The 1,899-nt window shown below is 44.5% G+C and carries 2 protein-coding genes and 1 pseudogene; 1 reads left to right on the top strand and 2 read right to left on the bottom strand.

What is annotated here, in order from left to right; genetic code table 11:
* Both R7E47_RS24115 and R7E47_RS24110 read right to left on the bottom strand, forming a co-directional pair.
* Nucleotides 1–420 (bottom strand): annotated as a pseudogene (locus R7E47_RS24115) (4-hydroxyphenylpyruvate dioxygenase); the annotation flags it as partial.
* A gap of 604 nt (nt 421–1,024) precedes the next feature.
* Nucleotides 1,025–1,231 carry a hypothetical protein gene (locus R7E47_RS24110; protein ID WP_017448598.1) on the bottom strand — a complete coding sequence of 69 codons (207 nt, stop codon included), beginning with the start codon at nt 1,229–1,231 and terminating at the stop codon, nt 1,025–1,027.
* Between the two features lie 4 nt (nt 1,232–1,235).
* On the opposite strand from R7E47_RS24110, the gene R7E47_RS24105 reads away from it, so the two are divergent.
* Nucleotides 1,236–1,899: M20/M25/M40 family metallo-hydrolase (locus R7E47_RS24105; protein WP_318085170.1), on the top strand; the 664-nt coding region annotated here is incomplete at its 3' end.

Raw genomic sequence — 1,899 nt, 5'->3', positions numbered from 1 at the left:
GTCGTAGATGCTCTGCTTGCCATAACGATCAACGAAATAAAGCAAGCTTTCACCAATACCGTAAATGGCAGGGATACTCAGTTCCATCGGACCAATTTCAGTTTTGTATTCTGTGCCGCCGTTTTGAATAGCATGTTCAAGCGCAACCGTCGCGTCTTTCACACGAAACGCCATACCACATACAGATGGGCCGTGAACTTTAGCAAACTCCTCCGCCTGGCTATGAGGCTGGGCGTTCACGATAAAGCTGATGTCACCTTGTCGATACAACCATGCTTCTTTCGAACGATGTTTGGCTATTTCAGCAAAGCCTAGCGATGTAAATAACGCTTTTAGTTGTTCAATGCCTTTGCTGTCAGCAGCTGTGTATTCAACAAACTCAAATCCGTCTGTACCTAATGGGTTGTATGTGTCCACCATGACTTTCTCCTTGCGTCACTAATTTGTTTACAGCCTCACTGAGCTGTTTGAACTGATTTTTCTAACTTGGCGCAGGTAGAGAGAAATTGGAATACATCGGCCGAAATCTCTATTTCGATGGGTCTTACGGAGAAATGTAAAATTAATGTTACACCACAAAACCATCAATATTCCCGGTTAAGAAGAAACCAAAATTAAATTTAATTTCAATCAATTAGGTTGATATTTTTCGATTTACGCCATACTACCAAATGTAAACAACTTGTTACCATGGCGATTTTTATTGGCACCTAGCGACTTTAGATAAGTCTTTGGTTTCATTTAAAGAGAGGTTGGAGAGAGTGAAACAAGCGAGAGTTTCAAGACAACAAAGCGCACGTAAAAAGCGGCCAAGTTCTTATTGAACTTGGCCTATCCAGTTGGCAGTGCGAGGATATGAGTAAACAGAGACGTCATTAATCCACAAATGTGATTTTGCTTCAAATACACCCTACTTATTTACAGTGCACCTTGCAGCAATTATTGACTGCTTTCATCAGTTACATATTTGCTTCGAGCCATAGTGCATTACTGTCTCCGCTCTCAATTACCAAATTGTCACGTGCTAAACCACTTTCGTGATTGCGTCGTCACTTCTGGCATTATCCTCGGTCAGAATCGTGTCAGGCAGTGATTTTCTTTGATTCAACGCAGCTTCACCTACATAAAGCTGTGCAATAAGTGAGGTTCTGTTCCCTTTCGAGTCCGTGCCATTGATTTCGAATTCACATCGTTTCTCGGTATCGCCCTCGACCCCAAAAGAAAGAGACACCCAAATGACACAAATTAATCAAGAACGTCTAGTTGAACATTTCTGCCAACTGGTTCGTATCGACAGCGAATCTATGAATGAAAAACAAATTGCAGAAACGCTGGCTGAGCAACTGGGCGAACTAGGCTTTACGGTTCACAAGCTTCCTGTACCAGAACACATTTCTAATGGCTTCAACGTGTACGCACGTTTAGAAGGGAAAAAAGAAGGCTCAATCCTAATGAGCTGTCACATGGATACGGTAACGCCGGGCATTGGTATCGAGCCGATCATCGAAGACGGTATCATCCGCTCGAAAGGCAACACCATTCTTGGCGGTGACGACAAATCTGGCATCGCTGCCATCATGGAAGCAGTGCGTTGCATTCAAGCTGAAAACCTAGAACACAAAACGCTCGAATTGGCGTTCACCGTACATGAAGAAGGTGGCCTGTTCGGTTCTGAATACTTCGATATGTCTCACGTAACCTCAACAGAAGCGATCGTACTGGACACAGGTGGCCCAATTGGAACTATCGTAACGGCTGCTCCGGGCCAACAAAAGATCGTCGCAACCATCAAAGGCCGCCCTGCACATGCAGGTCTTGCGCCGGAAGAAGGCATCAGCGCGATCATGGTTGCGGCAGACGCAATCAACCAAATGAAACTGCTTCGCATCGACGAAGAAA

Source organism: Vibrio sp. Vb1026 (assembly GCF_033338745.1).
Classification (GTDB): Bacteria; Pseudomonadota; Gammaproteobacteria; order Enterobacterales; family Vibrionaceae; genus Vibrio; species Vibrio alginolyticus.
The sequence above is the reverse complement of the archived record's forward strand: the minus strand, read 5'-3'. Positions and strand labels throughout refer to the sequence as shown.